The organism is Streptomyces caeni, from assembly GCF_042678285.1.
Classification (GTDB): Bacteria; Actinomycetota; Actinomycetes; order Streptomycetales; family Streptomycetaceae; genus Streptomyces; species Streptomyces caeni.
In genome coordinates this window covers 107297-133914 of the sequence record NZ_JBHUDX010000030.1, presented here as the reverse complement: position 1 = coordinate 133914, position 26618 = coordinate 107297, and the positions used below count along the sequence as shown (strand labels likewise).

General features: G+C 71.0%; 22 protein-coding genes and 2 pseudogenes. 9 read left to right on the top strand and 15 right to left on the bottom strand.

Translation table 11 applies throughout. The features are described from left to right. Positions 1-13 precede the first annotated feature (13 nt). The 10 genes from ACFSL4_RS13185 to ACFSL4_RS13140 form a co-directional block, all read right to left on the bottom strand. Positions 14-1051, bottom strand: a complete 1038-nt coding sequence (locus tag ACFSL4_RS13185; protein ID WP_381081943.1) for a cytochrome d ubiquinol oxidase subunit II — start codon at positions 1049-1051, stop codon at positions 14-16. Next, complete coding sequence (locus tag ACFSL4_RS13180) at positions 1048-2547, bottom strand: cytochrome ubiquinol oxidase subunit I (RefSeq protein WP_381081941.1); 1500 nt, start codon at positions 2545-2547, stop codon at positions 1048-1050. Before ACFSL4_RS13180 ends, ACFSL4_RS13185 begins: the two co-directional genes overlap by 4 nt. Continuing rightward, a complete protein-coding gene (locus ACFSL4_RS13175; protein ID WP_381081938.1) occupies positions 2544-3842 on the bottom strand; it encodes an NAD(P)/FAD-dependent oxidoreductase in 1299 nt (432 codons plus the stop codon). The genes ACFSL4_RS13180 and ACFSL4_RS13175 overlap by 4 nt, the downstream gene beginning before the upstream one ends. Positions 3843-3974: 132 nt before the next feature. Then, the gene (locus ACFSL4_RS13170; protein ID WP_381081936.1) at positions 3975-4793 is read right to left on the bottom strand and encodes a Cof-type HAD-IIB family hydrolase; all 819 of its coding nucleotides are present in this window, start codon (positions 4791-4793) and stop codon (positions 3975-3977) included. A 13-nt stretch (positions 4794-4806) separates the two neighbouring features. After that, positions 4807-6243 (bottom strand): glucose-6-phosphate dehydrogenase, encoded by a 1437-nt coding sequence (gene zwf / locus ACFSL4_RS13165; RefSeq protein ID WP_381081933.1) that lies wholly within the window; start codon positions 6241-6243, stop codon positions 4807-4809. Then, on the bottom strand, positions 6240-7277 hold the full coding sequence (gnd, locus tag ACFSL4_RS13160; protein WP_381081930.1) for a phosphogluconate dehydrogenase (NAD(+)-dependent, decarboxylating): 1038 nt from the start codon (positions 7275-7277) through the stop codon (positions 6240-6242). The genes zwf and gnd overlap by 4 nt, the downstream gene beginning before the upstream one ends. Before the next feature lie 13 nt (positions 7278-7290). Further along, the gene (gene pgi, locus ACFSL4_RS13155; RefSeq protein ID WP_381081928.1) at positions 7291-8931 is read right to left on the bottom strand and encodes a glucose-6-phosphate isomerase; all 1641 of its coding nucleotides are present in this window, start codon (positions 8929-8931) and stop codon (positions 7291-7293) included. A 12-nt stretch (positions 8932-8943) separates the two neighbouring features. Next, the gene (gene tal / locus ACFSL4_RS13150) at positions 8944-10017 is read right to left on the bottom strand and encodes a transaldolase (protein WP_381081925.1); all 1074 of its coding nucleotides are present in this window, start codon (positions 10015-10017) and stop codon (positions 8944-8946) included. Next, complete coding sequence (gene tkt / locus ACFSL4_RS13145) at positions 10014-12101, bottom strand: transketolase (protein ID WP_381081923.1); 2088 nt, start codon at positions 12099-12101, stop codon at positions 10014-10016. Before tkt ends, tal begins: the two co-directional genes overlap by 4 nt. A 40-nt stretch (positions 12102-12141) precedes the next feature. After that, complete coding sequence (locus ACFSL4_RS13140) at positions 12142-13026, bottom strand: universal stress protein (RefSeq protein WP_381081920.1); 885 nt, start codon at positions 13024-13026, stop codon at positions 12142-12144. Between the two features lie 170 nt (positions 13027-13196). Here ACFSL4_RS13140 and ACFSL4_RS13135 point away from each other — a divergent pair, with 170 nt between their 5' ends. The 3 genes from ACFSL4_RS13135 (at position 13197) to ACFSL4_RS13125 (ending at position 17290) form a co-directional block, all read left to right on the top strand. Continuing rightward, entirely contained in the window at positions 13197-13940 is a 744-nt protein-coding gene (locus ACFSL4_RS13135; protein ID WP_381081918.1) for an HAD family hydrolase, read from the top strand. Beyond that, positions 13937-16285 carry a glycoside hydrolase family 65 protein gene (locus ACFSL4_RS13130; RefSeq protein ID WP_381081916.1) on the top strand — a complete coding sequence of 783 codons (2349 nt, stop codon included), beginning with the start codon at positions 13937-13939 and terminating at the stop codon, positions 16283-16285. Before ACFSL4_RS13135 ends, ACFSL4_RS13130 begins: the two co-directional genes overlap by 4 nt. A 252-nt stretch (positions 16286-16537) precedes the next feature. Beyond that, positions 16538-17290, top strand: coding sequence for a YoaK family protein (locus tag ACFSL4_RS13125; protein WP_381081913.1), 753 nt, complete (start codon positions 16538-16540; stop codon positions 17288-17290). A gap of 630 nt (positions 17291-17920) precedes the next feature. On the opposite strand, the gene ACFSL4_RS13120 is transcribed toward ACFSL4_RS13125, so the two are convergent. Both ACFSL4_RS13120 and ACFSL4_RS13115 read right to left on the bottom strand, forming a co-directional pair. Further along, positions 17921-19999 carry an FUSC family protein gene (locus ACFSL4_RS13120; protein WP_381081911.1) on the bottom strand — a complete coding sequence of 693 codons (2079 nt, stop codon included), beginning with the start codon at positions 19997-19999 and terminating at the stop codon, positions 17921-17923. A gap of 159 nt (positions 20000-20158) precedes the next feature. Next, positions 20159-20671, bottom strand: a complete 513-nt coding sequence (locus ACFSL4_RS13115; protein WP_381081908.1) for a hypothetical protein — start codon at positions 20669-20671, stop codon at positions 20159-20161. An 88-nt stretch (positions 20672-20759) separates the two neighbouring features. On the opposite strand from ACFSL4_RS13115, the pseudogene ACFSL4_RS13110 reads away from it, so the two are divergent. The 4 genes and pseudogenes from ACFSL4_RS13110 to ACFSL4_RS13095 all read left to right on the top strand — a co-directional run. Next, positions 20760-20864, top strand: a pseudogene (locus ACFSL4_RS13110) (IS5/IS1182 family transposase); the annotation flags it as partial. Positions 20865-21017: 153 nt separating this feature from the next. Beyond that, on the top strand, positions 21018-21230 hold the full coding sequence (locus tag ACFSL4_RS13105) for a hypothetical protein (RefSeq protein WP_381081906.1): 213 nt from the start codon (positions 21018-21020) through the stop codon (positions 21228-21230). A gap of 319 nt (positions 21231-21549) precedes the next feature. Further along, positions 21550-21753: pseudogene (locus ACFSL4_RS13100) on the top strand (GntR family transcriptional regulator); the annotation flags it as partial. A 215-nt stretch (positions 21754-21968) separates the two neighbouring features. Then, positions 21969-22178 (top strand): hypothetical protein, encoded by a 210-nt coding sequence (locus tag ACFSL4_RS13095; protein ID WP_381081903.1) that lies wholly within the window; start codon positions 21969-21971, stop codon positions 22176-22178. Between the two features lie 214 nt (positions 22179-22392). On the opposite strand, the gene ACFSL4_RS13090 is transcribed toward ACFSL4_RS13095, so the two are convergent. Next, entirely contained in the window at positions 22393-22563 is a 171-nt protein-coding gene (locus ACFSL4_RS13090; protein ID WP_381081901.1) for a hypothetical protein, read from the bottom strand. Positions 22564-23032: 469 nt separating this feature from the next. On the opposite strand from ACFSL4_RS13090, the gene ACFSL4_RS13085 reads away from it, so the two are divergent. Continuing rightward, positions 23033-23380 carry a DUF1330 domain-containing protein gene (locus ACFSL4_RS13085; protein WP_381081898.1) on the top strand — a complete coding sequence of 116 codons (348 nt, stop codon included), beginning with the start codon at positions 23033-23035 and terminating at the stop codon, positions 23378-23380. A 271-nt stretch (positions 23381-23651) separates the two neighbouring features. On the opposite strand, the gene ACFSL4_RS13080 is transcribed toward ACFSL4_RS13085, so the two are convergent. Next, positions 23652-24932 (bottom strand): S8 family peptidase, encoded by a 1281-nt coding sequence (locus tag ACFSL4_RS13080; protein ID WP_381081895.1) that lies wholly within the window; start codon positions 24930-24932, stop codon positions 23652-23654. 281 nt (positions 24933-25213) lie between these two features. On the opposite strand from ACFSL4_RS13080, the gene ACFSL4_RS13075 reads away from it, so the two are divergent. Further along, positions 25214-25798, top strand: coding sequence for an NUDIX hydrolase (locus ACFSL4_RS13075; RefSeq protein WP_381081893.1), 585 nt, complete (start codon positions 25214-25216; stop codon positions 25796-25798). Here ACFSL4_RS13075 and ACFSL4_RS13070 read toward each other — a convergent pair. Beyond that, positions 25741-26616 carry an LLM class flavin-dependent oxidoreductase gene (locus ACFSL4_RS13070; RefSeq protein ID WP_381081890.1) on the bottom strand — a complete coding sequence of 292 codons (876 nt, stop codon included), beginning with the start codon at positions 26614-26616 and terminating at the stop codon, positions 25741-25743. The two genes, ACFSL4_RS13075 and ACFSL4_RS13070, sit on opposite strands and share 58 nt — an antisense overlap. Positions 26617-26618 lie beyond the last annotated feature (2 nt).

The following is a 26618-nucleotide window of genomic DNA, read 5'->3' as shown; positions in this document are numbered from 1 at the left end:
CCGGTCCTCTCCACTACCGGACGGTCTTCGTGCCCCGGGGGTCCTCCTCGGCCGACGACTCGAGCTCCCCCCGAGCATCGAGCCGGTAGAGCAGGACGACCGCCGGGCCGACCAGGATCAGCGCGACCACGCTGACGATCACCAGCCAGGTGAGGGTTTCCGGTGCCCCCGCGGCCTGAGCCACGGTCAGCGAGGTGGGCAGCGCATAGGGGCGCTGCGCGACTCCCCAGGCGACGACCACCAGCACGACGGAGGCGACTGCGGTGCCCCGGGACCACAGGGTGCTTCCCCGGATGAGCAGCCAGGCGGTGGCCAGTCCGCCGAGGGCCGAGAGGACCACGAGCACAAGCCCGGCTCCGCCGGTGAGTCCGTCATGTACGTAACGCGCGTCGTCCCGGGTGACGAACAGGCCGACGAGGGCCAGGACGGCGAGCGCGGCGAGGCCGCAGAAGGCGCGCAGCCGGAAGTAGCCGACGAGGTCGTGGACGCCGAGGCGGTACGCGTCTCCGGTGAGGAACACCGCCCCCAGGTAGGCGCTCGCGGCGACGGCCAGCAGCCCGGTCATGACCGAGGTCGGGTTGGTCCATGCCTCGGTCGACGCGTGCCTCGCGCCGGCCGTCACCCGGCCGGAAACCACGCCGCCGACCGCCGTGCCGAGGAAGTACGGGGTGAGCAGGGAGGCGACGGCGAAGGCCGCGCCGTAGATCCGCCGTCCTGACAGACGGCGGGTCGGCTTGCGCAGGGCGAATCCGGCGCCGCGGAGCACCAGGCCGACGGCGGCCAGCGCCAGTGGCAGCCACAGCGTGGCGAACACCGCCTGGAAGACCGTCGGAAAGCCGGTCCACATGACGACCAGGACGAAGATGAGCCAGACGTTGTTGACCTCCCAGACCGGAGCCATGGCGTCGTCGATCAGTGCCCTCGGCCGCCGCCCCCGCTCCGCGCCCCCGGCGACGAGGTCCCAGAACCCGGCGCCGTAGTCGGTGCCCCCACCGCAGGCGTACGCCGCGAGCGCGAGCAGCAGCACCCAGGCAACGAGCGTCTCCATCATGGGGGGTCGTCACTCTCGTGACTCGCGCGGGGCGCCGCCGACGCCCCGGCCGGTGGCCTGGCTGACGGCGCGGGCGGTGGGCCATAGGGCGTCATCCGCTCCGGGGCGTCGTCCGTCGGCAGCGGACCCGGCTGCTCGTCCGCCAGCCGCCACCGGAGGCGCATACGCAGCAACACGGTCACCATCGCCGCGAAGACGCACAGGTAGACCGCGACCACGGTACCGAGCATCGCCCATACGGCGCCCGCCGAGGAGGTGGTCACCGCCTCCGAGACCCGCATGGTCTGGTAGACGATCCAGGGCTGCCGCCCCACCTCCGTGGTGATCCAGCCGGCCTCCACCGCGACGACCGACGCGACTCCGGACAACGCGGCGGCGCGGAAGAACCAGCGCGACCGGGGCAGGTCGTGCCGCCGCCACCACGACCACGCGTACCACAGCGCGAGCAGCATCAGCAGACTTCCGATCACCACCATGATGTCGAACGACCAGTGGACGATCGTGGCCTGACCCGGTGTCGGGCGGTCGCCGACCGGGACGGAGGTGAGTCCCGTCACCCGGGTGCCGGGCCTGAATCCGGCGAGGACCGAGTCGAAGGAGGGGATCTTGACTCCGCCCGACACGCTTCCGTCCGGGTGCAGGCGCCCGAAAACATACTCGGGCACGTGCGTGTCGGTGTTCCAGACCAGTTCCATCGCGGCGAACTTGACCGGCTGCCGGCGGAACAGCGAGCGGGCGATGAAATCGCCGAGCACCAGCTGCACGGGGGTGGAGGCGGCGGCGACAGCGAACGGTACGCAGAATCCGAGCCTGTGATACCGGTCCCGGCGACCGCGCAGCCAGCCCGTCGCGTAGACACCGGCCACCACGAAACCGGCCGTCATGAACATCGCGACCACAAAGTGCCAGTACTGCGGACCGAACATGGGGGTGAACATGGCGGCCCGCGGATCGACGTTGACGGGGCGTCCCGCGGCACCGGAGGCGAAGCCCCTCGGGGTGTTCATCCAGGAGTTGGCCGCGAGGATGCCGAACGCCCCCACCAGGGCGATAGCCGGAAGCGGCGCTCCGAGCCAGAAGTGCGTCCACGGCTTGAGCCTGCGCCAGCCGTACAGGTATACGGAGATCAGGATCGCTTCGAGGAAGAAGGCCCAGGCCTCCACACCGAACCCGATGCCGAAGACGCTTCCCCAGCGTCCCATCATGCCCGGCCACAGCAGGCCGAACTCCATGGAGAGCACGGTGCCGGTCACCACCCCCACCGCGAACTGCACGGCCATCACCGCGGACCAGCGGCGTGCCAGTTGCAGGGCCACGGCGTCGCCGCTGCGCAGACCCCGAAAGTGCATCAGCAAAGTGAGGAAGGGGAACGCCACACCGAGGGGGACCAGGATGATGTGCGTGCCCAGGGAGAACCCCATCAGCATGCGGGCGGGCAGGAGTTGCGCCGGGCCGCCGGTCGCCGACTCGGCCGCCAGCTGAGACAGGACGCTCATGCCGGCCCCGCACGGCGTGAGGTGAAGGCACGCTCCCGGCGGGCCCCCGAGGCGAAGACGACCAACCAGCTGAGGACGGCCCCGAGCCGGTTGCGGAACCCGTTGAGGAAGGCGATGTGGATGAACAGCCACACGAGCCAAGCGGCCGGACCGGACATATGGAGCGGCCCCCGCCGGACGACCGCCCGACCGCGGGAGATGTACGCGGCACTGCCCAGGTCCCGGTACCGGAAGGGACGCGGAGGCCTGGTCCGGCCCTCCACCTCGTGCCGGATCCGCAGGGCCGCATAGATACCGGACTGCATCGCGACCTCCGCCAGGCCCGGCAGCCCGCCGAGGCTCATCATGTCCCCGGCCACCCGGATCTCCGGGTGGCCGGCGATGGTGAGGTCGGGTTCGACGATGATCCGCCCCGCCCTGTCCTGCGCGGCGCCGGTTGCCTTCGCCAGCCGCGTCGCCAGTGGCGGCGCCTGGACGCCGGCGGTCCACAGCACCGTGCCCGCGTCGAAGCGCCTTGGGCCGCCGTCCTTGTCGCGCACCGACAGGCCATGCTCGTCGACGTGTTCGACGAGCGTTCCCAGATGCACCTCCACCCCGATCCGTTCCAGGGTGCGCGCGGCGCGCCGGGACAGCTTCGGGCCGAAGGCGGCGAGTACCGACTCCCCGCCCTCGAAGAGCAGCACCCGGGCCTGGTCCGTGTCGATCAGGGCGAACTCCCGCTCGATCGTGCGGGTGGCGATCTCACGGATCTGCCCGGCCAGTTCCACTCCGGTCGGCCCCGCCCCGACGAGGGCGAAGGTGAGCAGACGCCGACGCTCGTCGGGGTCGGTGGCCGCGTCCGCCGCCTCGAACGCCCGGTAGAGCCTGCGCCGGATGTCCAGAGCGTCGTCGAGGGTCTTCATACCGGGCGCGTACCGGGCGAACTCGTCGTGTCCGAAGTAGGACTGCCGTACCCCGGCGGCTACCACCAGGTGATCGTAGGGCAGCTCGGACGTACCGCCGTCCGGTCGTTCGGCGTGCACCACCCGCCCTTCGACGTCGACGTCGGTGACCTCGGCGAGCAGGCACTGCACGTTCTTGTGGCGGCGCAGCACGGTGCGCAGCGGCCGGGCGATCTGGCCTTCGGAGAGGATCCCGGTCGCGCACTGGTAGAGCAGGGGCTGGAAGAGGTGGTGGGCGCAGCGGTCGACGACGGTCACCGCGACCGGTGTGTTACGCAGCGCCCGCGCGGCGAACAGCCCGGCGAAGCCCCCACCGAGGATCACCACCCGGCTGGGCCTCACGTGGTCGTCCATGCGAAACCCCTGCCTGGTTCGTATAGTCTCGGGAAGGAGGACGTCGGGGACAACGTGTCACCTTCCACCACCGTCCGGGGGTCCCGCACGCCGGTGCACGGCCGCGCGGGGGAACGGTTTCAAACCAATGGGCTAGGTGTTCCGTCCGCGGAGAACAAAGCGCTCGACCGCGTCGGCGAAGCCCTCCTCCTCATTGGACGTGGTGACGTGGCGGGCGGCGCGCTGCACCTGGATGTCGGCGTTGCCCATCGCGATGCTCAGCCCGGAGTGGGCGAACATCAGCACGTCGTTCGGCATGTCCCCGATCGTGGCGATCTGTGCGGGCGGGACCGCGTAGCGGTGCGCAAGGTACTGTGCCACCCGGCCCTTGTTCGCCTCGGGGTGGGTGACGTCGAGGTAGTACGGCTGGGAGCGCGTGGCCGAGACGTGGTTCCCGAAGCGGGCGCGGGCCGCCTGCTCCGCCGCGGCGACCGCCTCCCGGTCGTCGCTGACGCCGAGGACCTTCGCGACACCGTCGGTCAGGCCCGCGTAGTCGTCGACCGGGACGGGGGAGAATCCCACCGTCCAGGCCTCCCGGTCGATGTGCGGGCCGGCCGGATCGCGCACATACCAGTCGGTGCCCCGGTACAGCCAGGCGTGCAGCGCGTGGGACTCCAGCAGCGCCACGAGGGGCGCCACCAGGTCGGCCCGGATGGTCTTCTGCGAGAGGAGTGCCATGTCGCGCCGCGCGAAGACCCCTCCGTTGAAGGCCGCGATCGGCGTGCTGAGATCGAGCGGGTCGGCGAGCATGGACATGCCCCGGGGCGGGCGCCCGCTGGTGATGGCGAAGAGGACTCCCGCGCGTCGAAGGGCGCGCACCGCCTCGACGGCCCGGTCGGTGAGGACCTTGTCCCCGGTAACGAGCGTGCCGTCCACATCGCTGAGCAGCAGGCGTATCGGCGCTTCGGGCACGGCGGCACCCCTCTCAGGTCTGGCGGTGGTCCGGCAGGTACCAGTGGCCGGGGGCGACCAGTTCGCCGACCGCCGGTTCCGGGCCCCAGCTCCCGGGAGCGTACGGCTGAGTCTGCGGCGGGCTCTTCAGCAGCGGGGCCGAGATCTCCCAGATGCGCTCGATGCCGTCCGACCGGGTGAACAGCGACTGGTCGCCCAGCATCGCGTCGAGGATCAGCCGCTCGTAGCCTTCGAGGCCGTGCGACAAGCGGAAGGAGTCCTCGTAGCGGAAGGTCATCTCGGCCGGTGCGAGGTCCATGGCCGGGCCCGGCTTCTTCGCGAGGAAGCGGACGGCGATCCACCCCGGGTCCGCGAAGTCGATCACGATCTCGTCGGCCCGGTCCTTGTCCCGCCCGGCGATTTCGGTGGGGAACATCCGCAAGGGAGGTTCACGGAAGCCGAGGGTGATCACCTGACGCTGCTGGGCCAGGCGCTTGCCGGTGCGCAGGAGGAACGGAACCCCGGCCCACCGCCAGTTGTCCACTTCCAGACGCAGCGCGGCGAACGTCTCGGTCTGCGAATCCGGTGCGACGCCGGGCTCGTCGCGGTAGCCCTCGTACTGGCCGCGTACGACATGCGCGGGGTCGACGGGGCGCAGCGCCTCGAAGACCTTGGCCTTCTCGTCCCGCAGCCGCTGGGCGTCGAGCGAGACGGGAGGTTCCATCGCCACGGTGCCGAGCACCTGGATCAGATGCGTGACGACCATGTCCCGGAAGGCGCCGGTCTCCTCGTAGAAGTGGGCGCGGCCCTCCAGCCCGAGGGTCTCGGGCACATCGATCTGCACGTGACTGATGTGGTCGCGGTTCCACACGGGTTCGAGCAGGCCGTTGGCGAAGCGGAGGGCGAGGATGTTGTCCACCGACTCCTTGCCCAGGAAGTGGTCGATGCGGAACACCCGGGACTCGTCGAAGACGGCGTGAACGGTGTCATTGAGCGCACGGGCCGAGGCGAGGTCGGTGCCGAAGGGCTTCTCGACGATCACCCGGGAGCCCTCGCTCAACCCCGTTTCGCCGAGCAGCTTGATGACGGACCCGAACGCGGCGGGCGGAACGGCCAGATGGAACAGCCTGCGCGGCCGTCCGCCGATGGCGTCCTCGGCCGCCCGTACCTTGGCGAGCAGCGGCCCGGGATCGTCCGGGTCGGCGGAGCCGAAGGACAGGGAGGCCTCGAACGTCCGCCAGGCCTCGCCGGTCGGCTCGCAGAGCCCGAAGGCGGCTACCGCGTCGCGTGCGTGCCGACGGAAGTCGTCGTCGTCGAGGGCGAACTGCGCGGGGGCCGAACCCACGACGCGGTAGCGCTCCGGCAGCAGGCCGGCCCGGGCGAGGTGGAACAGCCCGGGCAGCAGCTTGCGCTTGGCCAGGTCGCCGGTCGCGCCGAAGATCACGACCACGTGGTCGTCGGGGCGCCTCATGACCGGCTCCGCTTCTCGGCGTGGCCGCCGAACTCGCCGCGCATGGCGGAAAGGACCTTGTCCGCGAACTCACCGGTCCCCCGGGACTGGAACCGCTCGCCGAGGGCCGTGCTGATCACGCCGAAAGGCACGCCCTCGTCGACTGCGGCGAGCACTGTCCACCGGCCTTCGCCGGAGTCCGACACGCGTCCGGCGAACTCCTCCAGCCGCGGTGACCGGGCGAGGGCATCGGCGATCAGGTCCACCAGCCAGGATCCCACGACCGAGCCGCGCCGCCACACTTCGGCGACCTCACCGACGTCGATCTCGTACTGGTAGGCCTCCGGTTCGCGCAGCGGGGCGGTCTCGGCGTCGGCGGCACGCTCGCGGCACCCGACGTCCGCGTGCTCGATGATGCTGAGGCCCTCGGCGATCGACGCCATCATCCCGTATTCGACCCCGTTGTGGACCATCTTCACGAAGTGCCCGGCGCCGCTGGGGCCGCAGTGCAGATACCCGTCGGGCGCCGTTCCGTCCGTCCGCGTCCGGCCCGGTGTCGGCTCCGCGGAGGCGGCTCCGGGAGCGATGGTCCGGAAGATCGGGTCGAGGCGGGCCACGGGCTCCGGCGGGCCGCCGATCATCAGGCAGTAGCCGCGTTCCAGACCCCAGACGCCGCCCGAGGTCCCGCAGTCCAGGTAGTGGATCCGGCGTGGCGCGAGCTGCTCGGCGCGGGCCATGTCGTCCCGGTAGTAGGAGTTGCCGCCGTCGATGACCGAGTCGTCCGGGTCGAGCAGCTCCGCGAGCCGGTCGAGGGTGGGCTGGACGACGGCGGCGGGCAGCATGAGCCAGACGGCCCGGGGCCGTTCCAGCTTCGCCACGAGGTCCTCCAGTGAGTCGGCGCCGACCGCGCCCTCGCCTTCCAGCTTGCTCACCGCGGCCTCGTCGAGGTCGTGGACGACGCAGCGGTGTCCATCGCGCATGAGCCGGCGGACGAGGTTGGCGCCCATCCGACCGAGGCCGATCATGCCGAGCTGCATGGGGGTGTCGGTTGCCATGGCTTCCCTCCTGCTACGACAGGCCCTGGCGTTTCAGGGCGCGGTAACGGCGGATGAGGGCATTGGTCGAGGAGTCGTGGGTGAGCTCCGGCTCGGCCTGGGAGGTCAGTTCCGGGGTGATGCGGACCGCGAGGACCTTGCCGAGCTCCACGCCCCACTGGTCGAAGGAATCGATGTCCCAGACCGTGCCCTGGGTGAACACACTGTGCTCGTAGAGCGCGACGAGCGTGCCGAGCAGACGTGGCGTCAGAATCTCGCCGAGGAGCACATTGGTCGGACGGTTGCCCTCCATCACCCGGTGCGGCACGGCATCCGGCGGGGTGCCCTCCGCCCGGACCTCCTCCTCGGTCCTGCCGAACGCGAGCGCCTGGGCCTGGGCGAAGATGTTGGACGAGAGGATGTCGTGGTGCTCGCCCAGCGGATTGAGGCCCTTGCCGAAGCCGATCAGGTCGACCGGGATCAGCCGGGTCCCCTGGTGGATGAGCTGGTAGAAGCTGTGCTGGCCGTTGGTGCCGGGCTCGCCCCAGTAGACCGGCCCCGTGTCGTAGTCGACCACGGAGCCCTCGAGGGTCGCATGCTTGCCGTTGGACTCCATCGTGAGCTGCTGCAGATAGGCCGGGAACCGCTTCAGATACCGGTCGTACGGCATGACGCCGACGCTCTGGACCCCGAAGAAGCCCGAGTACCAGACGACGAGCAGCCCCATGAGCACCGGGAGGTTCTCCTCCAGCGGGGCCGTGCGGAAGTGCTCGTCCATGGCGTGGAAGCCCGCCAGCATCTCATGGAACCGCTCGGGCCCGATCGCGATCATGGTGGAGAGGCCGATGGCGGAGTCCATCGAATAGCGGCCCCCCACCCAGTCCCAGAACTCGAACATGTTCGCCGGGTCGATCCCGAACTCCGCGACCCGGCGGGCGTGCGTCGAGACCGCGACGAAGTGCCGCGCCACCGCCTTCTCGCTGCCGAGGGCGTCGACCACCCAGTCGCGCGCGGAGCGGGCGTTGGTGAGGGTCTCCAGGGTGCCGAAGGTCTTGGACGCGACGATGAAGAGGGTCTCTTCCGGGCCCAGGTCCCGGGTCGCCTCCACGAAGTCGGTCGCGTCCACGTTGGAGACGAAACGGAACGTCAGATCGCGCCGGGTGTAGGCGCGCAGCGCCTCGTACGCCATGACCGGCCCGAGGTCGGAGCCGCCGATGCCGATGTTGACGATGTTCCTGATCGGCTTGCCGGTGTGGCCCGTCCACGTACCGGACCGGATGCCCCGCGCGAAGGACGCCATCCGGTCCAGTACGGAGTGGACCTGAGCGACCACATCGGCCCCGTCCACGACGAGTGTGCTGCCGCGCGGCATGCGCAGCGCCACGTGCAGGGCGGGCCGGGCCTCGGAAACGTTGACGCACTCGCCGCGGAACATGCTGTTGCGGCGTTCCTCAAGCCCGCGCTCCCGGGCGAGTCCGCACAGCAGCCGCATCGTCTCGTCGGTCACCCGGTTCTTGGAGTAGTCGAGATAGAGTCCGGCCGCCTGCGCGCACAGGCGCTCACCGCGGAGGGGATCGTCGGCGAACAACTGCCGCAGATGAATGCCTCCGATCTCACGGTGGTGCTGTTCGAGTGCCTTCCACGACGGCTGCTGCCGCAGGGGGGTGATCGGCATCTCCCGGTCCTCTCAGACGAGGGCTGCGCGTTGTGCCGAGATGCGCGCCATGAGGTCGTTCCAGGACGCCACGAACGATGCCGCGCCGTCGCTCTGCAGCCGTGTGGCCAGGGCCCCCACGTCCACGCCCGCCCCGGCGAAGCGGGCGAGCACCTCGTCGCAGCCGTTCCCGTCGGCCGGCATGGGCTCGCCCACCTCGCCGTGGTCGTAGAAGGCCTCCAGCGTGGCGTCGGGCATCGTGTTGACGGTGAACGGCGCGGCGAGCCCGCGGACATAGAGGGTGTCCGACGCGGCGGGGTCCTTGGTACGGGTGCTCGCCCACAGCAGCCGCTGCGTGCGCGCGCCCGCGTTCTCCAGGCGTTGCGCCCGGTCCGAGTCCAGCAGCGTGCGGTACGCCCGATAGGTGTCCTGGCCTACGGCGAGGCCGAGCCTGTCGTGCAGGTCCTGCGGCGTCTGCTCGGCGACGGCCACGTCCCAGCGGGACATGAAGACCGAGGCCACCGACCCCACCGCGGGGTCGAGCCCGCGCTCGGCCCGCCGCTCGACACCCGTCAGATACGCGTCGGCGGCGGCCCGGTAGTGGTCGGCCGAGAACAGCAGGGTGACGTTCACCGGGACGCCCGAGGCGATGCACTCGGTGATCGCCGGCAGCCCCTCGGCGGTACCGGGGATCTTGATGAACAGATTGCGGCGGCCCGCGCGTGCGTGCAGCGCCTTCGCCGCCTCGATCGTGCGCGCCGTGTCGTACGCCAGAAGGGGCGACACCTCCAGGGACACCCAGCCGTCGATGCCGTCCGTCCTCTCGTGCACGGGAAGGAACAGGTCGGCGGCGCGCCGGAGGTCCTCGACGGCCAGTTCGAAGAAGAGGTCCTCCCCCGACAGCCCGGCCGCGGACTTGGCACGGATGGCGTCGTCGTAGGCGCCGGAGGAGATCGCCTTGTCGAAGATCGAAGGATTCGATGTCAGGCCGGTGACGGCGTAGTTGTCGATGTAGTGCTGGATCCTGCCCGAGTCGAGCATGCCGCGGGTGATGTTGTCCAGCCACAGGCTCTGCCCGTGTTCGTGCAGGGATTGCGTCGCCTTCACGGCGTCACCTCCTCACCGGGACCGCCCCTGTCCGTCCGAGCCAGCACCTCGCGCGCCACCTGCGCCACCCGCTCGGGAGTGAATCCGAACTTCGTGAGCAGCTGCTTCAGCGGCGCCGATGCGCCGAAGGTGTGCATGCCGACGACCGCTCCGCCGTCGCCGACATACCGGTCCCAGCCCAGCGTGGACGCCTCCTCGACCGCAACCCGGGCCGCCACTTCGGGCGGCAGCACCTGGTCGCGGTACTCCCTGGGCTGACGGTCGAACAGCTCCCAGCACGGCATGCTCACCACCCGGGACGCGATGCCCTCGGCGGTGAGTTCGTCGTGCGCGGCCAGTGCCGTCGCCACCTCGGAGCCGGTGGCGAGCAGGATCACCCGCGGTTCGCCCGAGGGCGCGTCCACCAGCACGTAGGCCCCCTGCGCGACCCCCGAGGCGCCGGCGATCCGGCCGTCGGCCCGGTCGAGGGTGGGCAGGGCCTGGCGGGAGAGAACCAGCGCGGCGGGCTCGTGGCGCAGCGCGGCGACCACCCGCCAGGTCTCCACCACCTCGCCCGCGTCGGCGGGCCGGAAGACCAGCAGCCCCGGCGTCGCGCGAAGCCCCGCCAACTGCTCGACGGGCTGGTGTGTCGGCCCGTCCTCGCCGACCCCGATCGAGTCGTGGGTGAAGATGTGCACCGTCGGGATCTCCATCAGCGCGGACAGCCGGATGGCCGCCTTGGCGTAGTCCGAGAAGATCAAGAACCCCGACCAGTACGGCCGGAGCTTCGTCAGCGCCATGCCGTTCGCGACCGCCGCCGCCGCGTGCTCCCGGATTCCGAGGTGGAGGTTGCGCCCGGCCCTGTCGCCGGGCTGGAAGTCACCCGCGCCGGCGAACGCGAGGCGGGTTCTGGTCGACGGGGCCAGGTCGGCGGAGCCGCCGAGCACCCAGGGCACGGCCTGGGCGACGGCTGTCAGCACCTGGCCCGACGAGTCACGGGTCGCCAGGCCCTTCGGGTCGGCGGGGAAGGCGGGCAGCGCGCTGTCCCAGCCGTCCGGCAGTTCCCTCCGCTGAATCCGTTCCAGCTCGTCGGCGAGTGAAGGGTGCGCACCGCGGTACGCGTCGAAAGCCTTCTCCCAGTCCGCGCGCAGCCGGGCGCCCCGTGCGCCGATGCCGCGGGCGAACCAGTCCTCAATGCCGTCGGGGATGTGGAACTCGGCGTCCGGCGGCAGGCCCAGGAACCGTTTGGTCGCCCTGACCCCGTCCGGGCCGAACGGCGTCCCGTGTGCCTTCGGTGAATCCTCGACGGGCGAGCCGTAGCCGATGTGGCTGTGGACCAGAATCAGGGTGGGACGTCGGCTCTCGGCCCTGAAGGTGTGGAACGCGCGGCTGACCTGGTCCAGGTCGTTGGCGTCGGCGACGGTGGTCACGTTCCACCCGTAGGCCAGGAAGCGCGCGGCCACGTCTTCTGTGAAGGTGATGTCGGTGTGGCCCTCGATGGTGACCCGGTTGGAATCGTAGATCCAGCAGAGGTTGGGCAACTGCAGGTGTCCGGCCAGCGAGGCGGCCTCGGAGGAGATGCCCTCCATCATGCAGCCGTCCCCGGCGAGCGCGTAGACGTCGAAGTCGAAGAGCGTGTAGTCGTCGCGGTTGTACCGCGCCGCCAGCCACTGGCCCGCGATGGCCATCCCGACGGAGGTGGCCACCCCCTGGCCCAGCGGGCCCGTGGTCGTCTCGACGCCGCTCGTCCAACGGTACTCAGGGTGTCCGGGGCAGCGCGAGTCGAGTCGGCGGAAGGACTTGAGGTCCTCAAGGGTGACCGCGGGTCGGCCCAGCACCTCGTAGTCGGGGTCGACGGCGCGCACCCCCGTCAGGTGGAGGAGGGACCAGAGCAGGGCGGATGCGTGTCCCTCCGAGAGCACGAAGCGGTCGCGATTCGGCCAGATGGGGTCGGCGGGGTCGAAACGCAGGAACCGCTGCCACAGCGTGTAGGCGACCGGTGCCATGCCCATCGGCGTCCCCGGATGCCCGGAACGGGCCTTCTCGATCGCGTCCATGCACAGCCCACGCACGGTGTTCACGGACAGTGTGTCCAAGTCGCTCATGTCTCAGGCCTTCCGCGCTCGTCGGCAAGATGCAGGCCCGTCAGGTGTGCGGTACGACGGCGACCGGGCAGCCGGCGTGGTGGATGGCGGCGTGGGTCACCGATCCGATGTGCGGGCCCAGGGGCCCCCGTCGCATGCGCCGTCCCACGACCAGCAGCCCGGTCGTCGACGACACGGTCTGGGCGAGGTGCTCGCCCGCCCGCCCGGCCACGACCTGCTCGACGACCTCGACCTGCGGGAACTTGCGCCGCCATGGGCCCACGGCGGCGGCCAACTCCTCGGTCCGCTCCGCCTGCGGTCCCGTGCGCGGACCCGGTTCCCCGGCCTCACCGGACGGGTGCCGGAACGCGGCCGGGAAGTGCCAGGCGTGCACGATGCGCAGGGGAGCCGTGCGCCGCGCGGCCGCATCGAACGCGAACGCGAGAAGTTCGTCGCGGGGATGCCGTACGTCCAGTCCGAGAACAATCTCCCGGCGTCTCGCGTCCTCGTCCGGGGCCCCGGCAGCCGTCGTGACCGGGCGTACCAGGACCACCGGTCTCTCCGCCTCCGCGACGGCGGCCTGCCCCACGGACCCGATCAGGAACCCGGCGGCGGCGCCGAGCCCCCGTGAACCGAGGACCAGCAGCTGGGCGTCCGACGCCGCGTCCAGCAGGGCCGTGGCGGGGGCGTCCTCCACCGCCACGGGGGTCATGGCCAGTCCGGGATGCCGTGCGCGACCCCGCTGCGCCGCCTCGCTCAACAGCCGTCGGGCCAGATCCTGTTCGCTGACGACCGTCGGCTGCACCGCGTTCGGGTGCTTCTGCCACCGAGAGGCGAACACCAGCCGCAGCTCCGCACCGCGCAGCGCCGCCTCGTCCGCGGCCCAGTCCATGGCCGCCATGCCTTCTGCGGAGCCGTCCACTCCCACCGTGATGTGTCCGGACATCCGGCCTCCCTACCCCGGTCTTCTGGTTCATCGGCGGTTCTCGGTTGACGACGGCGACGGCTGCCTCCCACACACGTGACAAATCTCATTCTTCACGACTTACGGGCGATTTGTCCTGCTGTGGCCGCGCCTGCCGCTCCACAGGGCCGTGCGCTCCTAGGCTCGCTCACATGCTGGGCCTCCCGAACCAGGTACGTGCCTGCCTCTTCGACCTCGACGGTGTCCTCACCCGGACGGCGAAGGTGCACGCAGCCGCGTGGAAAGAGATGTTCGACGACTACCTGCGTCACCGGGCGCAGCGCGACGGCACCCCGTTCGCGCCCTTCGACGCCGTACACGACTACGACGCCTATGTGGACGGCAGGCCGCGTGCCGACGGGGTCCGCACCTTCCTGGCCTCGCGAGGCCTCGACCTCCCGGAAGGCGCGCCGGACGATCCGCCCGGCACGGAGACGGTGCACGGCCTCGGCACCCGCAAGAACGACCTGCTGCTCCGCAGGCTCCGCGAGGACGGGGTGGAGGCGTACGACGGCTCGGTGGCCTACGTACGGGCCGTCAGGGAGTCGGGACTGCGGCGCGCGGTGGTCTCGTCGAGCGCGAACTGCCGCGCCGTACTGGATGCCGCCGGCATCGCCGACCTGTTCGACGAGCGGATCGACGGGGCCGTCGCAAAGGCGCGGCACCTGCGGGGCAAGCCGGAGCCGGACACCTACCTGGCGGGCGCCCGCTCCCTGGGGGCGGAGCCCGGCGAGGCCGCCGTGTTCGAGGACGCCCTGGCCGGGGTGGAGGCGGGCCGGGCAGGACGGTTCGGTCTCGTGGTCGGAGTGGACCGGACGGGACAAGCCGACGAACTGCGCCGGCACGGCGCCGATGTCGTGGTCCAGGACCTGTCCGAACTGCTGGGGCGCCGATGATCGAGCATCCCGCTTACACGGTGGAGCCGTGGTGCCTGCGCGAGACCGAACTCAACCTGACGGTCCTCGCTCAAAGCGAGTCCGTGTTCGCCCTGGCCAACGGGCACCTCGGCTGGCGCGGCAACCTCGACGAGGGGCCTCACGACCTTCCCGGGTCCTACCTCAACGGCGTCCACGAGCTGCACCCACTCCCGTACGCCGAGGCCGGATACGGCTACCCCGAATCCCGCCAGACGATGATCAACGTCACCGACGGGAAAATCATCCGACTTCTCGTCGACGACGAGCCCTTCGACCCGCGTTACGGTGAACTGACCGCGCACCAAAGGGTGCTGGACTTGCGCGAGGGCGTGCTGCGTCGCACCGCCGAGTGGACCTCCCCGACCGGTCGCCGGGTGCGCATCACCTCCACCCGGCTCGTGTCCTTCACCCAGCGGGCCATCGCCGCGGTCCGCTACGAAGTCGAGCCGCTGGACGACCGGACCTCCGTCGTCCTGCAGTCCGAACTGGTCGCCAACGAGCACCTGCCCGGCGGCGACGGGGACCCGCGGGCCGCCGCCACGACCGCCTCCCCCCTGCAGCACGAGCAGGACTTCGCCCAGGGCACCCGGCTTCGCCTGGTGCACCGTACCGAGCGCAGCAAGCTGCGGATCGCGGCCGCCGCCGACCACATCGTCGAGGGACCGGAAGGCACCACCACGTCGGCCGAGAGCGAGCCGGACGTCAGCCGGCTGACCGTCGCCGCCACCCTCGCACCGGGGCAGGTCCTCCGGCTGGTCAAGTTCGTGTCGTACGGCTGGTCCGCGCGGCGCAGCCTGCCCGAGGTCCACGACCAGGTCGACGCCGCCCTGGCCGCGGCGCGCAGCACCGGCTGGGCGGGGCTGCGCGCCGAGCAGCGAGGCTATCTGGACAACTTCTGGGCGTGCGGGGACGTCGAGGTGCACGGTGACGCCCAGGTCCAGCAGGCGGTGCGCTTCGGTCTCTTCCACGTGCTGCAGGCGGCCGCCCGCGGCGAGGAGCGGGCGATTCCCGCCAAGGGCCTGACCGGGACCGGGTATGACGGGCACTCCTTCTGGGACACCGAGTCCTTCGTCCTGCCGGTGCTGACCTACACCGCGCCGCAGGCCGTCGCCCCGGTGCTGCGCTGGCGGCACACGACCCTGCCGGCGGCGCGCGCACGCGCCCGCCAGCTGGGCCTCGAAGGCGCCGCCTTCCCGTGGCGGACCATCACGGGTGAGGAGTGCTCGGGGTACTGGCCGGCCGGGACCGCGGCCTTCCACGTGAACGCCGACATCGCCGACGCCGTGCTCAGGTACGTCGCGGCCACCGGGGACGAGGACTTCGAGAAGGGTCCGGGACTCGACCTGATGGTGCACACGGCCCGTCTCTGGCGGTCACTCGGCCACCACGACACCGAGGGAGTCTTCCACATCGACGGGGTCACCGGACCCGACGAGTACAGCGCCCTCGGGCGCGACAACCTCTACACCAATCTGATGGCGCAGCAGAACCTACGGGCCGCGGCCGAGATGGCGCTGCGCCACCCGCAGCACGCCCGGGAACTGGGCATCGGCGACGAGGAGGCCGCGCTCTGGCGGGACGCCGCCGACAAGATGGCCGTCCCGTACAACGAGGCACTGGACGTCCACGAGCAGTCGGCCGGGTTCACCCGGTTCCAGCCGTGGGACTTCGACGGGACCGGCCCCGACAAGTACCCGCTGATGCTGCACTTCCCGTACTTCGACCTCTACCGCAGGCAAGTGGTCAAACAGGCGGACCTGGTCCTGGCGATGCAGACGCGCCCGGACGCCTTCACCGCGGAGCAGAAGGCGCGCAACTTCGCCTACTACGAGCCGCTGACCGTCCGCGACTCCTCCCTGTCGGCCTGTACCCAGGCGGTGCTCGCCGCCGAGACCGGCCACCTCCGGCTGGCCTACGCCTACTTGCGCGAGGCGGCCCTGATGGATCTGGAGAACCTTGAGCACAACACCCGTGACGGCCTCCACATCGCCTCACTCGCCGGCACCTGGATCGCCCTGGTGAAAGGCTTCGGCGGCATGCGGCGGCACGGCAGATCCGCGGCCTTCGCCCCGCGGCTGCCCGAGCAGTTGAACCGGCTGTGCTTCACCGTGGTGCTCCGGCAGCAGGCACTGCGGGTGGAGGTCACCGGCTCGGCGGCCCGCTACCTGCTCCTGGGCGACGAGCCGCTGGAGATCACCCACCACGGTGAGCCCCTGCCCCTCACACCGTCCGTAACCGTGGAGCGGCCGATTCCTCCCGCACGGTCCCAGCCGGAGCCGGAGCAGCCACCGGGACGGAGACCGGCGGGTGCCCGGAAGTCCTGAGAGGCCGGCCCTGGCGACGCACAGGCCCGCGGCGGCCGCTCCCGCCTCCGTACGCCCGCGCCGGCGCAGCACCGACGCCCACCACCGCGGCGCCCCTTCCCGCGCGGCGCAACCCCCCCGTACCCGTTGCACACGGTGGCGGCCTCGCGCGGAGCCGCTCGCCGAGCACAGGCCGGTCCGTCCGCCGGCCGCGCTCGGCCCACGGACGGCGCGATTGCCGGGCGGGCGGCGGCACGTAGCGGGATTCAAAGGGTGAACCCCAGGAGGAGTGCCGCTCTGACGGCGGCCACGGTGGTGCTCACCATGACGACGGGGATGGTCGAGGCCGTCAGCTACCTCGCGCTCGGCCCCGTCTTCACCGCCACGCAGACCGGCAACCTGCTCTTCCTCGGCTTCGCCGCCGGTGGGGTGCAGGCCCTGTCGGTGGTCGCTTGCTCGGTCTCGGTGGCCGGATTCGTCGTCGGCGCGGCGCTCGGCGCCCGGTTCGAGTCGAACGTGGACCTCCGCGGCCACCGCTGGTTCGCGACGGCTTTGCTCGTCGAGGGTGCCGTGCTGGCTGTCGCGGGGCTGGTGTCATGGGGGGTCGGCGTCGGCGACGGGCCGCAGACCAGTCGCCACTACCTGGTGACATCGCTGGTGGGCGCGGCCATGGGGATGCGGAACGTGACGACGATGCGGACCCGTGTGCCGGATCTGACGACGACGCTCATCACCCGGGCCCTGACGGCCTTCATCAGCAGTTCGCCGCTTGCACACGACACCAAGATCCCCTCCGGGCCGGGATCCGAAGCGCGGCGCGGGAGCTCGATGACCGCGATGTTTGCGGGCGGCCTGCTGGGCGCGTGGATGCTCCGCCAGGCGCTGGGCCCGCCGCTGGTACTGCTCGCGGTCGCCGCGACCGTGCTGGCGATCGCGGTCTGCTACGGCCTCATCGCACGCCACGGCACGTCGGCACCCGACTGTGGCGGTCCTTCGGGAGGCACCCCCAACAGCCTGGGACGGTAAGGCCGGTTGGCTGGAACGGGACTGCTGGGAGACCGTCGGACACCTCAGCGACGACCTCTTCAGCGGGTCTCCGCAGGCCCGCCGGTCCGGGCCTCGTCGACCAGCTGCGCAGCGACAAGCACGCCGTGCGGGTGGTCACCCGGAACCCCTCCTCGGCGAGGTTCGCCGAGGACATCGAGGTCGTGGCCGAGGACGTGCACGACCGGCCGTCACCCCTGCGCGCCGCGACCGGGGTGTCGCTGCCGGCCTGGCTGGAGCGCAGCCATCCTCAGTGCCCGTTACGGCCGAGCGCAGGCGTACCACTACGACGCCCAACGGGGCACCGCCAGGTGCCTGCCACATCTCAGGTTCCTACCGCGTCCGATTCTGGTGAACCATGACGTAGCGGCGCACGACGAAGCCCGTCGGGGGCTAGCGATCACACAGAGTTACTCGTTGCTTCGCGGCAGCTTCGGGAGCGCAGGGCACACCCGGCAGCGGAGCCTCCGGTGCTGTGAACGGCTTGTCTTTGCGGACCAGCCAGTTCTACCGGGGCTCCGCTTCTCGCGTCCGGCGTTCTTCCAGATCAGACATGACAATCGCGCGGATGTCCTGGTCCGGCGACCCGCTCGGTGCGGAGCGCCGGCATGGTCACCGTCGGTACTCCGAGGAGGGTCCCATCGCGGCGGCGGTCGCGGCGACGCGGTCCAGATCGACCGAGAGCGCCTTCAGCCACGCCTCGGCGTCGTAGTAGAGCGGCGATGCCGGAAGGCCCTGCGGTCGGCCGTGGGCGGCCTCTCCGGGTACCGGGGGGTGGGACCGGGACGGAGACTGGGGCGCGCCGTCGAGGAGACCGCCGACCAGTTCATAGCGCTTGGCCAGTACGTCACCGTCGGTGTCCAGCTCGATCTGCCACGCGGACGCGGGCGACCGGATGTCGGCCGGGGGCCCTCCTGCCAGCAGGCGCAGGGCCCCGCGCAAGGCGTGATGTCCGGCCATCAGTGCCGCATGCCAGTCCACGACCGCAGTGCCGGGTTGTTGCGGCTCGCCCTGGTACTGCGCGAAGGACGATTCCGCAAGTGTCAGGGCACGCCGCAGCGACGGCAGGCTGCTCCGTCTCTCCGCTGCACCCTGCGTGAGGACCGACGTGGTCGAGGTGATGGTCGAGCCGATGGCGCGAAGGAGGGCTGCGACATCTCGGCGGAGTTCCTTCTGGGCGCCTCGGGGCCAGGCGAGCAGCCCGAAGATCAGACCGATTGAGCTGCCGATGAGAACGTTGAGGAAGCGGAACTCGGCCAGTTGCCATGTGGCGGGCGCGAGCTGGGCGAAGACGATGGATACAACCAGGGTGAACAGGCCCTGAGCCCACCCCACGCCGCGCGTCGGCCCGATCCAGAACGCGGCCAGCGTGATCACCGGCAGTGCCACGGCATAGGCTGCGGTGTTTCCACTGACGAACACCAGCATCGCGGCCGCGGCCAGTGCGCCCAGCAGAGTACCGACGAGAGCCCGGGCCACGATCGAAACGGTCTGCGCGGCTGTGGTGCGGATCAGGGTGAGAACGGCCAGCATGGCCCAGAAACCGTGGGGGAGAGAGTCGAGTCCGGCCACCGTTCGAGCGGCTGCCAGCGCCAGGCCGATACGTATGGCGTTCTGGAAGTACACCGAGCGAGGGCTCAGGTGCGCCCACAGCCGATGCCCCCACAGACGCGCTGCGCCCTGCCGCGCGTACCAGAAGCTGCCATCCCGTGTCTCGGCGGACCCCGGGCGCCGTCCCAGTGCGAGGTCGGCCGCGACTGCGAGGGTCACGCCGGCGTAGGCGGCTTCGATGAGCATCGCCTGACGGTGCATGACGATGTCGATGGTTTCGGGCGTCTCCCGTTTCATCGCTACCGTGCGCAGCCGCAGGTAAACCGCCAAGGCTTCCTCCAGTTGTCCCGGGCCGGCCGGGCGGCCCGTACGCAACGCGGCGGTCGTCCTTTGGGCCGACGCCGCCACCTCGTGCAGAAGTGCGAGGGTCTGGGAGTGGGGGCCCTGCGGACCCGGTCCCGGCACCTCCTGCAGGCGGGCCAGCAGGACGCGGGCGGCCATGCCGGTGTGAGCGAGCGCTCGCTCCCGCAGTCCCGGTCCGGCGGGCCGCTCCGACTCCGGCACTGCGGAGGGGCGCAGTGCCTCACCGGCAGACCTCGCCGCTGTGTCCGCCCCGATCGACAGCGTCCATGGCGGCCGTGTCAGTTCGGTTGCGCAGCGCGCCGCGGTCATGGCCGCGTCCGCAGACAGGTCCCGATAGGAGGTGGTGGGCGGGTCGGGCAGTAGCAGACTCTCGGCGAGCACGAGCAGCAGGACGCCAAGTGTCATCCCGCCCAGCCGTTCGCCGAGCGTCTGCGGCGCGTACGGAGGGAAGCACGGCAGGATGTACAGCAGTTGCAGGCCCGCAGCCGCCCCGGCCAGCCGTGGACCGGCCACCGTCGAATACGCGAGCAGGAAGCCGATCACCAGTATCCCCACCGCCGCAGTCCAGGTGCGTACGGCGAGCAGGGTCCCGGCGGTGACGAGGAGCCAGCCGACCGGAAGGAGCTGGGTGATGACGACGGCGCGCTGTCGCCCGGTGCCGGGAATGCGGGAGAGCCCGGCCATCGCCACCACCGCGAACAGGCCGTATGTGGCAGCGAGGGGGTCGTGCAGGCCATAGAGGCAGATGTAGAAGGCGGCGACGGCTGCAAGCGTCACCCGAATGGCTCGCCTACCTGCGTACGCCGAAGTGGACGTACCGTGCCGCACCTCGGTGACGAGCCGGCGCAGGCGCGAGACACCGCGCGAACACGCGCGGGGGGTATTGCCGGTGCCCGTCCCTGAGCCCATGATCAGTCTTTCTGCCCTCTTCCAGTATCACATTCGCCCCGCGCCACGGCACGGCACGGCCTCACCGAGGTGCCCTCGCGTTCGCGTCCGTTCGGTGACGCGGAGATCGCGCCGAAGCCCGTGCGGATGATTCACACCGACCGGGGGCGGACAGGCGTCGCAGGCCAAGGTCTTCGGGCCTCTCCAGGTTCCACAGGCTGGTGAGGATTGCGCTGCGGCCCGTCGTGGGCGCCGGATGGCCGAGGTTCCCAGGCGATCCTCTGAGACATCATCATCGGACGGCGGGCCATGCGGATCGCCTCGTGAGAAGTCGCGCTCCCGACGCACGGCTTCCCCATCGCGGAGCGTCACGGAGATCCGGCACGGCGTCGCCGAAGGGAACTTCTGAGTCATCGCTGAATCCTCACGCACGTCGTTCCTTTCCACCGGCCATCGAAGCTGCGGGTCTCGTGCACGCTCGGCATCGAAGTCGCTGTATTCGGCAGGCTCGAGGAGTGCCGTGGCCGCGCAGCAGGGAAGTGAACGGGTGCGACCCCGCACGGCTGATCGGGTTGAAGGCCGAAGCGGTAACGCCGTTCCGCATCGACCGGCCGCAGGTCTCCACCATCACCGCATGAATGTCCTCGGCACCTTCAAGGCCCTGCGCAGGGTCAGCCTCGACACATCGGCCATCGCTCGCATCGCCCGGGCCGCCCTCGTCCTCCTGCGACTGGAACACGATCGCACGGCCTGAAGATCACGAAGCGTCACGGCGAGTTACCGAGAAGGGTTCACCGATCAGACGACACCCGGGCGGGGCAACCTGTGGCTGCGGCCCGGTACTCATCTGAGATTCGGCCGGTATCTCGCCGAGCGCGGAGCGGATGCCCTCGCACGAGCGGAGGACATGGCGCCGGGACCGTATCCGGGGATCGAACTCGGCGATCCGGTGCAGGGGGTCGGGCCGGCCGGAAGCGTGGTGTTCGCCCCCTACTTGCTCGCGCACAACGTCGGCGACCATGCCGGCTCGGAGAGCGACGAGCGCCGCGAGACCCTCTGCTACCGGCTGCGAGCCGACGGCCACCGAGACCGCCGGCGAGAAGTGGTCACCCGCCGTTGAGTGAATTCGCCGACAGCGCCTGCCCGTCCTGGGGGAAGAACCGGACTCGTCGGCCACCGCCACGGACGCCAGGGCCGGCAGCCCGTGGGCATGCCGATCTGGTCGCATTCCAGTACGGAGCGGAGTTCCGAGAGGGTCCGCGCAACGGTCGACATCACCTCTCCGTCGGGCGGACCGACGGCGCCACATGCGGGAGCCGCTGGCGTCCGCCAGCCAGCCGACAGATCGGCGATGGCATTGATAATCGATCATTTGCTGGAGCATCTAGGCTGATGGCACGGCCCAGACGGCTCGCACCTCCACTTCTCCGGGGAGGCCGATGCTCTCCGTGCAGGTGTACACACATCTGCGGGACGCGATCATGCGCGGGGACTACGCTCCCGGTGACGCCCTCAAACCGCAGGAGCTCGCCAAGGAACGGGGTGTGAGCCTGGCCGTCGTGCGCGAGGCGCTCGTGCGGGTGGCCTGCGAGGGCCCCGCCGACCGGCTGCCCAACCGCGGCTTCGCCGTCCCGGCCTTCTCCGCGGCCGGGGTACTGGCCCGGCACCTCACCCGGACCGCGGCCGGACCGACCGGCTCCACCCCCACGAACCCGTGTACGGAACACTGAGGTGCCGCCCGGCTCCCACCCGGCGTTCAGGCAGTCACAGCGGTCTTGCGGAGGGACCGCTGTCCCGCCTGCGGGTAAGCCGTCGCACCCGGGATGCGCGGCAGCCCGTCGCGGGTGAGGCTGGTGCCATGGCCAAGCGCGTGATCGTCTACCCGCCGCTGGAGAGCGGTGGCCGCAAGGTGGGCATCGACGACCGGATTCTCGGCACCGCGTACAGCCTCCACGACCTCACGGTCTTCCTGCAGAACGCCGGCCTGGCCGGCTGGGACGAACTGGATGTCGCCGAATCCGGCCTGATCGAATGGCATGAAGGCGGGCCAGAGGTGTGGAAGTGCTGACCGCGCGAGCGTCGCTCTGCGGCGCGCGGTAGCGCCGCGCCGCCGTGCGGCGAGTCAAGGTGTGGTCCTCGATCACGGTGAACAGGCGCACCGGCACCCTGGCCATGGTACGAGCGATCTGAAGCGGGGGACCGACGTTCGACTCCATGATGGTGTGGGAGTCGAACCGGTTGGCGTACGAGCGCCTCCACGCCCGGTGGCGACGGCGGGACACTCAGTCCAGGAACGCCTCGGCGGTCTCCGCCAGGCGGCCGGCGTCGTCGAGCCTGGCCGGCACCCTGGGCCGCAGCGAGATCGGGAACTGCTGAGGGTGAGCCGGCCCGGCCGGACAGAGCCGGCGGTGGGCGTCACAGCAGGGTGCGGCGATGATGTGCGGGCGTTCCACGAGGCTCTCAGCGACTACGCCTGCCTGGACGAGGACGCGTTCGGGGACGGAGAGTCGTTCTGCGGGCTCTGGTACCGCCCGGTGTACACCCGCCTGGACATCGGATGGCTGGATGCGGCGCGCGGTGGCCCGGCCGGGCTTCGGCGTCTTCGGCTTCCGCGTCCGACGTTTCGAACGGCCGCCTCTCCTCCTGGTGCCGGCACCGCGGCGCGGGCTCCGTGCGGGGTCTCCTGCCGGCGGCCCCGGGTCCTCGTGCCGTTGATGCGGACCCGTCGCGGACGCTCGGGCGACCAGCCCGCCCAGGCCGGCCGCCGTCGGGGCCGTGGCGGCCGACCGGCGGACGGGCCGGTGGTCACCGTCTTCGCGCCGGCATCGGGCCGGGGCTGCTTACCTGTCAGGTCATCGACCCCCGGCCGGTCCCGATGCCACGATCACCGGCGTACGGAGCCCGACCGACCGGAAGGACACCATGCCTGCCTACGCCATAGCCCACCTGCGGGAGGCCGCTCCCCACCCGGAGATCGCCGAGTACATCGAGCGCATCACCGCCACCTTCGAGCCGCACGGCGGCCGCTTCCTCGTGCACGCCGCGCAGCACGAGGTGAAGGAGGGCGGTTGGCCCGGACACGTCGTGGTCATCGGCTTCCCCGGGATCGCCGAGGCGCGGGCCTGGTGGGACTCACCCGCGTACCAGGAGATCGCCCCGCTGCGCTCGCGGCACGTCGAGGGCGACATCATCCTGGTCGCAGGCGTCCCCGAGGCCTACGACCCGGCCGCCACCGCGAAGGCGATGCGCGAGGCCCTGCAGGCTGGATGACCCTCGGGTCCGGGGTCGGGCTGCGGGCCAGGCGGTGCCCGGCCGCCCAGGGGCCCGCGGAGACGGCCGGCCGCATGCGGCGTCCCCGTCCCCGGCGTGGGAGCGCCCCCTCCCGGCACAGCGTCGACGAATCGCGCGGCGTGGTCGCTTCCTCGCGGTCCGGGCGGCGGCGCGGGGAGCAGGCCGCCCCCTGTTCTCCTGACGGCCCCGCAGCGCGTGACTCGCCGCCAGGATTGCACGGCCGGCCGCCCCGTGGGCCCGCCGGAAGCCGTCAGAACGCGGAGACCCCGAGGAGGGGTTCCTTGACGGCGTCCCCGTCCTGCGACGGCCAGCTCCAGTCCAGGCTGCCCGCTGCCTGCAGAGCGGACTTGACCGTCTGGGGCGACGCGGTGGGGTGGGTGGCCCGGTACAGCGCCGCACCGCCGGCCACATGGGGGGCGGCCATGGATGTGCCGGACATGGTGGCGTAGCCGCCGTTGAGGTACGTCGAGCGGATGCATACGCCCGGTGCGATCAGGTCGACGTCCCGGCCGTAGTTCGAGAAGTCGGCGAAGGTGTCGTCCTGGTCGGTGCGGCACGTCGACCGGCCGAGGCCGCCGGGTTTCCCGTCGAAGTCGGCCAGGGCGCTCACGGTGATCACTTCGTCGTATGCGGCGGGCACGGTCTGCGCCGCGTCGGCGTGGTCATTGCCTGCTGCCACGGTGTAGGTGACACCCCTGGCGACCGAGTTGCAGATCGCCTGGTGCAGGGCGTCGCCATTGGTTCTGCCGCAGTTGCCGTCGTCGGTGCCGGCACTGCCCAGACTCAGATTGGCCACGTCGATGCGGTCGGCGTTCTGGGTGACGTAGTCGATGCCGCAGATGACGCTTGAGGTGCTTCCGGCACCGAAGGGGCTGAGCACCTGCACCGGCCACAGCCGGACTCCCGGCGCCACGCCGACGACGCCGGTCCCGTTGTCCAGGGCCCCGATGGTGCCCGCCACATGGGTGCCGTGCCCGTGCAGGTCGGAGGGCGGCAGAAGGGGCATCCAGCAGTTCTTCCCTCCGGCGCGGTACACGTTGAGGTCCGGGTGGTTCAGATCGATCCCGGTGTCGATGACGGCCACATCCGCATCGACCCGAGTGTCCGCACCGTCGATGGCCGCGGTCGGGCTGAGATCGGCATCGACCCGGTCCACACCGGTCGGAACCGCCTGACCTGTGGCGTAGACCCACTGGTCCTGCTGCACCGACTGCACCTGCGGGTCCTTGGCGAGCGCGGCCGCGGTGCGTGAACTCATCGACGCCACGTAGCCGTGGAGGGCGTGGCGATAGACGTCGTGCACCACGGCGCCCATGGTGGAGGCGTGCTCGACCGCCGCCGTCACCTGGTCGCCCGCGTCCTTGGTGGTCTCCTTGAGCGCAACGATGTACCGTCCGGGGATCTTGTCGGCCTTGACCGCCTCTGTGGTGGCTGCCGGCGGGGACCCGGCCGCGGGCGACGTGGCAGCGGTGCCCGCCGTACCGGCCGCCAGAGCCAGCGCAAGGAGGGTCGCGCCAAAGATGTTGGGCATCCTGGACCTTTCTGAAAATCGTCGGAGCGACGAGACAGCTCAACCGTGATGCGTGGGATGTCCGCATTTCTGCGGTCTCTACTGCTAGCAGGTCCGCGACAGCGGGCGACGGCCGAAGTCCGGCGACGCGTGATTCTTCAACCGCCTGTCAGCCGTGTGGCCGTGCGGCCTGCTTGCCGTAACGTTTCCTCCGTCGCCGCTTCGAACTGGCCGTCCTTCACTCCGACATCGAAGACACACGAGCCGGGCGTTTGCCGGAGCAGGGCGGGCATCATGTCGAGGTGGCTGCTCCCCACGCTCCCCCGCTTGCCGTCGACTGTCGCGGCAACGCCCTGGTCTCCTTCGCCGTGGGAGCGGAAGACAAGCCGCCAGGTGATGCGCCTCCGCCCGTTGCACTGGTGGCCCTGTGGCGCGGTCATCGCGTCCTGACGGCCTTCAACCGGTTCCGGCGGACCTGGGATCCGCCAGGCGGACGGGTCGACCCGGGCGAGAGGCCTCGCCAGGCGGCCGCGCGCGAGCTGTTGCGGGAAACCGGCCACGTGCCCGACGGACCGCTCCGCTTCGTCGGCTTCGCGAGCTTGGCTCTCGCGCCTGACCGGCGCGCCGAAGACGGTGCCCCGTTCACCGGCCGGGCTGTTGACGTCACCCGGCCGTTCCGGCCCAGCGACGAGATCGAGGCCATCCGGTGGTGGGACCTTCGGGAGGCTGTGCCGGGCGACTGCGGCCGCTGGACGTCTGCCTCGCAAGACTCAGCCGCGACACGCCGCCGAGCACCCGCCGCGGGACGGCCGGAGCTTGAAGGGGCCTGTCAGGCCGACGTACGGATGAGTTCGTCCGTGACCCACCGTGCTGTGCCGGCCGGGTAGGGCGCGGACCGTCCGAGGACGATGTGCCGGAAGCCGGCTTCCAGCGCGTCGCCGATCGCGTTCCGTGTCAGGCCGGGCCGGTCGTAGGAGACGGGCAGATGGATCGAGCGGGTGACCGAGGCGGGGTCGCGGCCGTTCTCGGCGCAGTAGCGGTCCAGCAGTGCGCTGCGGCCGATGACGTCGTCGATGTCGCCGCCCGGGATGTTCCACACGTCGGCGTGCTCGGCGACCACGCGCAGCGTCGCGGAGGAACGTCCGCCGATCAGGATCGGCGGATGGGGGCGCTGAACGGGTCTGGGGTCGCCGTACGCCCCGGTGAGCCGGACGCAGGCGCCGTGGAAGTCGAACGGTTCGGGCTCGGTCCACAACCGCCGGATCACCGTGCAGGCTTCGGCGAGGCTTTCCACCGCATGGGCGGTGTCGTGGAAGGGGAGGCCGTGTGCTTCGTACTCGCGCCGGGCCAGAGGATGGCCGGGGCGCGAACCGACACCGATGCCGAAGTCGAGCCGTCCACCCGAGACGATGTCGACGGTCGCGGCGATCTTGGCCAGCAGGGCGGGTGGCCGGAAGCGGTTACTGGTCACCAGTACGCCGAGCCGCAGTCGTCGGGTGTGGGCGGCGAGGGCCGACAGCAGTGTCCGGCCTTCGTAGGTCGGGCCGTCCGGGGGGCCGCCGATGGGCATGAGGTGATCGAACAACCAGGCATGCTCGATCTCCGGGATCGCGTCCGCCTCGCGCCAGACTCGCAGGACGTCGTGGTAATCGACCTGCGAGGGAGCGGTCATGACGCCGAAGCGAGGCCGGGGCGGGTGTGACATGG

Coding starts and splice junctions, on each gene's coding strand:
- ACFSL4_RS13185 (WP_381081943.1), bottom strand. CDS start 1,051: ATGATGGAGACGCTCGTTGCCTGGGTGCTGCTGCTCGCGCTCGCGGCG.
- ACFSL4_RS13180 (WP_381081941.1), bottom strand. CDS start 2,547: ATGAGCGTCCTGTCTCAGCTGGCGGCCGAGTCGGCGACCGGCGGCCCG.
- ACFSL4_RS13175 (WP_381081938.1), bottom strand. CDS start 3,842: ATGGACGACCACGTGAGGCCCAGCCGGGTGGTGATCCTCGGTGGGGGC.
- zwf (WP_381081933.1), bottom strand. CDS start 6,243: ATGAGGCGCCCCGACGACCACGTGGTCGTGATCTTCGGCGCGACCGGC.
- gnd (WP_381081930.1), bottom strand. CDS start 7,277: ATGGCAACCGACACCCCCATGCAGCTCGGCATGATCGGCCTCGGTCGG.
- pgi (WP_381081928.1), bottom strand. CDS start 8,931: ATGCCGATCACCCCCCTGCGGCAGCAGCCGTCGTGGAAGGCACTCGAA.
- tkt (WP_381081923.1), bottom strand. CDS start 12,101: ATGAGCGACTTGGACACACTGTCCGTGAACACCGTGCGTGGGCTGTGC.
- ACFSL4_RS13140 (WP_381081920.1), bottom strand. CDS start 13,026: ATGTCCGGACACATCACGGTGGGAGTGGACGGCTCCGCAGAAGGCATG.
- ACFSL4_RS13135 (WP_381081918.1), top strand. CDS start 13,197: ATGCTGGGCCTCCCGAACCAGGTACGTGCCTGCCTCTTCGACCTCGAC.
- ACFSL4_RS13130 (WP_381081916.1), top strand. CDS start 13,937: ATGATCGAGCATCCCGCTTACACGGTGGAGCCGTGGTGCCTGCGCGAG.
- ACFSL4_RS13105 (WP_381081906.1), top strand. CDS start 21,018: ATGGCGCCGGGACCGTATCCGGGGATCGAACTCGGCGATCCGGTGCAG.
- ACFSL4_RS13095 (WP_381081903.1), top strand. CDS start 21,969: ATGGCCAAGCGCGTGATCGTCTACCCGCCGCTGGAGAGCGGTGGCCGC.
- ACFSL4_RS13085 (WP_381081898.1), top strand. CDS start 23,033: ATGCCTGCCTACGCCATAGCCCACCTGCGGGAGGCCGCTCCCCACCCG.
- ACFSL4_RS13080 (WP_381081895.1), bottom strand. CDS start 24,932: ATGCCCAACATCTTTGGCGCGACCCTCCTTGCGCTGGCTCTGGCGGCC.
- ACFSL4_RS13070 (WP_381081890.1), bottom strand. CDS start 26,616: ATGTCACACCCGCCCCGGCCTCGCTTCGGCGTCATGACCGCTCCCTCG.